Source organism: Pirellulaceae bacterium, assembly GCA_029243025.1.
Classification (GTDB): Bacteria; Planctomycetota; Planctomycetia; order Pirellulales; family Pirellulaceae.
Genome location: JAQWSU010000021.1, coordinates 168111 through 174511, shown reverse-complemented (window position 1 = coordinate 174511; position 6401 = coordinate 168111). Strand labels below are relative to the sequence as shown.

Genomic DNA, 6401 nt, shown 5'->3' with positions numbered 1-6401 from the left:
AAAAGCAACGTTGCTCAAGTGTCAAACGTAATACTCACAGCCGATCGGCAAACGACCAACGCCCGACAGTTGCCGGAAGAAATTGCAGCAAGGGAATTACTGTTTGCGCTCGATGAGAAACAATCAACTTTGGACGCGGATATTCCAGAACTCGAGCACCGAACTCAAGATCTTCTCGAGAATCTTCACGACTTCTTGATATAGCTGCTTGATTGATCAATTGTTCAACCAATGCCAAAAACTTCTCGACCACGGCGAATGTCTCAAAGAACGGCTGTTCTTGAGTCGCTTGAGAATCGCCGTTTACTCGCCGGCGATCTGGCTGCCCAATGGCGATCCGACGACTTAAACCATCTTCTGAACGATGAAGTCCAAGTCAACAACTGGAGTGATTCTATTGCGGCAGTGCCAACGAAATAGCGAGGTGCGTTAACACTCATTAAGCAACAATACGGTGGTTGATGACCATTACCAGCTTTCCGAAGATGGGTCTTGAAGAGGTGACCACTTGACAGGCAGACCGACGAGCAGATCCACCATCACACTCGGAACCGCATGCGTCATCGCCCTCACCATCGGTGTCGCGGCACTGATGCGGTTCACGCAAGGCGTCGACGCCGTATTCTTCGGCGAGTGCGTCTTTTACGGCGTCCTGATGGCGTGGCTCGCGCGGCGTCCTGAAATCACGCGATGGCTTCGCGGCGACGATGCCAGGTACGGGCGACTCATTGTCGTCTTTGTCGCCCTGCTGATCGCTGGACAGATCGTCGCCGACAGTCGAAAGTCTTATCCGTTCGTGACCTGGGCCATGTACTCGACGCCTGCCCGGGAAACGCCCGTCTTTCTCGAGTGCCACGGAGTGCGCGCCGACGGAAGCGAAGTCGTGATACCGGTCGCCCAGCTGTTCGAAAGCCTTGGCGTCCGACTGACGAGATCCTGGCTGAAGCTCGCGGAGAAGGTCTTGGACGAAACCGATCCCGGGGAGCAGATCGTGATCTGGAGAAGGTTCGACCAGCTCGTGAAGAGCATGTCGCTCGAGTACAACCGGATGAACCCGGAATTCCCGGTCGTCGAGGCCGTCGTCTGGCGCGTCATGGTCCCGGCCCACGACCGGTCCAAGTCCGTGGAATACCCCCGTGAGATGTTTCGCCGCATCACCGTGATCGAGGGGGATTGGAGATGATCCACGAAGCGTCTGACGCTGAATCACCTGCGCTCCTGAGGATCAGCGTGTTCAGCATGTGGTTCTACCATCTCTGGAAGGATCCCATTCACGAACTGGCGTCGTTACCTCGTGAACTGTTCTCCCCGATCGGCGTGATGGAACTGCTTCCCGCGGCTGCGTGGCCGTTGATCCTGAGCACGCCATTCCTCTGGGGAATGAAGATTCTACTGCTGCTCACGCTGCCCCTCCTGATTCTGGGAGTGCGTCCGTTCTGGCGGATCGCGGTCCCGGTCTGCATCGCCTTGACGCTCTATCAGGGACTCACGCGAAGCTTCGGAAAGATCAACCACGGCGAGTTAGCGATGCTCTACGCCGCCTACGTGCTCGCGGTTTCTCCCTGCGCCGATGCGTTGGGCGTGATGAAGCCCGGTACCCGTTCGTCGAAGTCGCGATACGCCGGAACCCTTCTCGCGATGGCCGCCGTTCTGTGCCTCACCTACACGTTCGTCGGTGTGCGTCGATTCGCCGTCGGTGGACTCGAGATCTTTCTCGACGAGTCCATTTTGGCCTACGTCGCCCACCGGTCGGCCGAACCAGGCCCCTTTGATGTCATTTTCGGCCTGGACGTGCTCAAAAGCCCGCTGCTCTCGAAGGCTCTCGAAGTCTCCTTCTTCGTCCTGACGGTGTTCGAAGCCCTTTCGATGCTCGTCCTGTTCAACCGCTGGTTTCGCTGGTGCTGGATCATCGTAATGCTGGGTTTCCACGTCGCCACCATCATCACGATGCAGATTTCATTCAGCGCAAACATCGTCCTGATCGTGATGCTCCTCACGCCGGCCACAGCGTACGCAGCCGCTCGGATCCGCATGATGCTCGCCCATCGCACTAGCAGCGAAAAAGACCTCGCGTGATTTCGGGCCACGATATCTCCTTGGGCGGCGTGGAACTCACATGTTCTCGTTTCGAGGATGAAGAAGCACGCACCCGCCAACGACGAGTCCGTGCTTCGCTTCAGACCGTTGAGACGTGGCGAAGGCCGATCAGGGACATTCGCCCCAGAACGCGAGTGCGAATGCAAGATCGCAGCGGACATTGGAGTCACTGGTCGGATCCTATTTTGTTTATCGCCACCACCGCAACCGCTTCCGAATTGACCAAATCATTCAGAATCAGTGAAATACACTATGATTCGACAGACCTCTCCCAAGCCGAGGTCAGAGCCGGTTTTAGTCACGCAGATGACTTTGAATTTATTGAGTTGGTCAATCGGAGTGAGAAAACGTTAGATCTAACCGGTGCCGAATTTGTGCAAGCGCCTCTCAACAGCAATCCGCAAGGAATTCAGTTCCTTTTTGCCGAGGGACTCATCACCGAATTAGCCGCCGGTGAACGAATCTTAATTGTGGAAGACGTGGAGGCGTTCCACTTCCGATATGGAGACAACTTACCTATCGCCGGGCAGTGGAGTGGAAATTTAAGTAACGACGGCGAACAACTGACGCTCCTCGGTGACAGACTTCCGATTCAGCAATTCGCCTATTCAGATGATTGGTATCCAGTCACAGACGGCGATGGCCCATCTCTCGAATTGATCGATACCAACAATACTGATCTCGCCAGCTGACGGCAGGCCGCTAGTTGGCAAGCCAGCAGTCTCCCTGGAGGAACTCCGGGAACCGCCGAGACGAGTCGCTTGGTCGGTGATGTCAACGGAGATCACCAATTCGATTCTTCTGATCTCGTGATCGTCTTTCAAGCGGGTGAATATGAAGACGGCATCCCACAGAACTCAACCTTCGAAGAGGGTGATTGGGGCAACGACCAAGATTTCACCACGTCCGATCTGGTGCTTGCCCTTTTCAATCGGCCACTTCGATCAACCGGCTGCCGCAGTCGACCTTGAATTCGCCGCGATTGCCGCCCGAAAGCACGAACCCAAACCGCGACTCCTACGACACCGTACAAACGCAACCTTGGATGAAAATCGCCCCAAGGAAATCGAGCGACCAACCGAAATCGAGTTCTCGACACGAGCTCAGATCTTTGCTGAATTCCAAGGCAGTTTTTTACCAACGCACTCTGAAATCGACGAACTGGCTGTAGACGACTTCGACATCTAGTCTTGAAGTCAGTTACAATATCTACAGACCTGCGGCTGGGTGAGCGTGCGAAACCGCGCAAATCGCGAAGATCAACAAACAGGTGAAACGAGTGTATCGATTGCCCGCAAGCATTTGGCTTGTCCTTCTAGGTGCGACGCTTTGTCATGCCATCGATTCGCGCCCGAATGTGCTCCTGATTCGCTCTAATGACCAAGCTTTGATCGACGATGACTTCATGGGGCACCTACAAATCAGAACGCCTCACCTCGATCATTTGGCGAGTGAAGACCTACCCCCCCTACTCGAGGCTATGTCCCCTCGAGCCTGTGCCGACCGAGGCGATGCGCGATATCAATCGGTTGGATGACTCGGCCATTACCCAACGAAAGCAAATTAAGGGAAAAATCTAAACGCACGATGTGCAGACCTCGAGAACCCAACAGCAAGTCGCAACGATCGCTGGCTCATCGAAGCCCCCTGGAAGCTGATTCATCCGAAAGATTCAAAGGCCGCTTCACAACCGTACCACCTCAGGCATGCCCCACACCAAAAGAACAACTTGGCGTCGATCCATCCTGACCGCGTAAAACAATTGAAATCCTGATAAAGTGAGACCTTCCACCCGATGTCTATTCACTGCACTGTGAGAAGCGAAACACACCAGTGAGACTTGAAGAACAACCCGTTTCATGTCGCAGTAAAAGATCAAACCAACATTCATGTCCTAGGATCGAGATCATCGACGATTGAACTCGCTTAGAATTACCCATTTCAATCCCATCCTTTGCTTCACCGTGGGAGTGCGTTATGCCTAGCCGACTTTTCCTTCTCGCATTCCTCAGCCTGTTACCCAACAGCCTGAGCGCCAGCGAAACCTCACCAAACTTCGTGATTATCTTTTGTGATGATCTTGGTTTCGCAGATCTGGGCTGCTTTGGACATCCGACCATTCGAACCCCTCATCTAGACCGCATGGCCGCAGAAGGTCAAAAGTGGACTAGTTTCTACTGTGCAGCGCCCGTATGCACACCCAGTCGCGCTGGCCTGATGACAGGACGATTACCAATTCGTAATGGCATGACCTCGGCAAAACGAGTTGTCTTGTTTCCCAACTCGGGAGGCGGTTTGCCCCAGGAAGAGATCACGATGGCGGAACTGCTTAAGGAGCGGAATTATGCCACCGCCTGCATCGGCAAATGGCATCTCGGTCATCTGCCACAATTCCTGCCAACGCAGGCTGGATTCGACGAGTATTTTGGAATCCCCTATTCCAACGACATGCACAAACCGGGGGGCGTTCCATTAATGCGAAATGATAAGATCCTCGAGCAGCCTGTTGACCAACGCACCGTCACGAAAAGGTACACCGAAGAAGCAGTAAGGTTCATTCGCGAGCATGCCGAAGAACCCTTTTTTCTCTATCTCCCACACACGATGCCCCACATTCCGCTGTTTGTCTCAGACAAATTCAAGGACACCAGTCCTCGAGGCCTGTACGGCGATGTAATCGAAGAAATCGACTGGTCAGTTGGCCAGGTGCTCGACACATTGCGTGAGGTTGGCTGTGATGAGAAGACCATGGTCGTCTTTACCAGCGACAACGGACCTTGGCTCAGTTTTCGCCTCGATGGGGGTAGCGCTGGTTTACTCCGAGCCGGTAAGGGAACAACTTTTGAAGGCGGCATGCGCGTACCGACGATTTTCCGCTGGCCCGGGAAGATCAAGGCAGGTTCGACGGTTACCCAGATGGGCAGTACGCTCGACTTGATGGCGACCTGCGCTGCCATCAGCAACACACAACTTCCAACCGACCGTACACTCGACTCACTCGACCTTTCCCCTGCCCTGCTTGGCACTGGAAACAGCCCGCGCGACACGATGTTCTACTACACACGAGGTGTCTTGTACGCGGTGCGGAAAGGTCCTTACAAATTGCACCTTTGGACACGTGAGCCGATCAAATACGGTCGTGCTCCAATTCGACAAGACCCACCTTTGCTTTATCACGTCGAACACGATCCGGGTGAACAATTCGACTTGGCAGCAAAAAACCCAGCCGTTGTGGCGGAACTTCTACAAGTGATCGCCGAGCACGAGAAAACGGTAAAACCTGCCGTCGATCAACTGGCGATTCCACTCGTTACCGATGCGAAGTAGTCGATCAAGGGTTAATCTGAACGGGCTTGCCCCCGAGTCGCTTACTCTCATCGGCCGCCTCCATAAACGCGAAGATTTCGATCGTCTCCGCGGCCGCGACCGGGGCTTTCCCTGACTTAAAAAAACGAGCGATCTGATCGAGTAACGGTTGATAGCCCACGGATCGCTCGATCAAGGCAATTCGATCTGTTTCAAAAACCACTGCTCCAAAACTTTTCTTTCCGCTCCGAAGCCCACGATAGGTTCCGATACGACCATCTTGCCAAACACCTGTTACCACATCGGTTGACTCTGTACTTGATCGCGTGACGCTTACACATCCGGTACCCATGATGGTGTACAGCATTTCGACCCCGTGGACACCATAAAAGAACAGATCCGGCATGGGCGGCTGAATTGAACAGGGCCCCCAAACCACACATCCGTTCACCCGCTCGGCCATTTTTTCATTGCGATAGGCAATGGCTTCTGGCACGTAACGCAGAGACGAACTTGAAAAACAAGGAACGTCGTGTTTTTCGGCCAATCGAAAGATCGCCACGGCATCTTTCAGCGAACCGGCGACGGGCTTATCAATGAAAAGGGGCTTACCCGCTTCGATCACCAAGCGTGCCTGTTCCAGATGGGGTCGACCATCGACACTCTCTAACAGAACAACGTCAACTTTCGAAAGTAAATCAGGAATCGAATCGACAATTTCGATTCCCATTTCCTTCAACTGCTGCGTAAATCCGGCCACCCGATCGCGACTGGGTGGAATGTCAGTTCCTCCCGGGAAGCCCGCCACAACACGCATCTCGGCTAAATCACCCGTGGCTTCAGGGTCATTGAATGCCTTGGTGAACGCAATTACATGGGAAGTATCGAGACCGATCATGCCGATCCGAAGTTCTTCCGCTGCCGACAAATTTGTTGTCACCCCAAACAGCAGCATCACCGCAAGTCGATTGATCATGCTCATTGCACATTCCTCCCAG

The 6401-nt window shown here is 53.9% G+C and carries 8 protein-coding genes; 7 read left to right on the top strand and 1 reads right to left on the bottom strand.

What is annotated here, in order from left to right; genetic code table 11:
• The 7 genes from P8N76_09995 to P8N76_09965 all read left to right on the top strand — a co-directional run.
• On the top strand, positions 1 to 204 hold a 204-nt coding region (locus P8N76_09995; protein MDG2381994.1), incomplete at its 5' end, for a hypothetical protein.
• Positions 205 to 258: 54 nt separating this feature from the next.
• Entirely contained in the window at positions 259 to 420 is a 162-nt protein-coding gene (locus P8N76_09990; GenBank protein ID MDG2381993.1) for a hypothetical protein, read from the top strand.
• 88 nt (positions 421 to 508) lie between these two features.
• On the top strand, positions 509 to 1183 hold the full coding sequence (locus P8N76_09985; protein ID MDG2381992.1) for a hypothetical protein: 675 nt from the start codon (positions 509 to 511) through the stop codon (positions 1181 to 1183).
• A complete protein-coding gene (locus tag P8N76_09980; protein MDG2381991.1) occupies positions 1180 to 2076 on the top strand; it encodes a hypothetical protein in 897 nt (298 codons plus the stop codon). Before P8N76_09985 ends, P8N76_09980 begins: the two co-directional genes overlap by 4 nt.
• Before the next feature lie 161 nt (positions 2077 to 2237).
• Positions 2238 to 2789, top strand: a complete 552-nt coding sequence (locus P8N76_09975) for a hypothetical protein (GenBank protein ID MDG2381990.1) — start codon at positions 2238 to 2240, stop codon at positions 2787 to 2789.
• A gap of 226 nt (positions 2790 to 3015) precedes the next feature.
• Positions 3016 to 3285 (top strand): hypothetical protein, encoded by a 270-nt coding sequence (locus P8N76_09970; protein ID MDG2381989.1) that lies wholly within the window; start codon positions 3016 to 3018, stop codon positions 3283 to 3285.
• A gap of 789 nt (positions 3286 to 4074) precedes the next feature.
• On the top strand, positions 4075 to 5424 hold the full coding sequence (locus tag P8N76_09965) for a sulfatase (protein MDG2381988.1): 1350 nt from the start codon (positions 4075 to 4077) through the stop codon (positions 5422 to 5424).
• 4 nt (positions 5425 to 5428) lie between these two features.
• On the opposite strand, the gene P8N76_09960 is transcribed toward P8N76_09965, so the two are convergent.
• Positions 5429 to 6385, bottom strand: a complete 957-nt coding sequence (locus P8N76_09960; GenBank protein MDG2381987.1) for a Gfo/Idh/MocA family oxidoreductase — start codon at positions 6383 to 6385, stop codon at positions 5429 to 5431.
• Positions 6386 to 6401 lie beyond the last annotated feature (16 nt).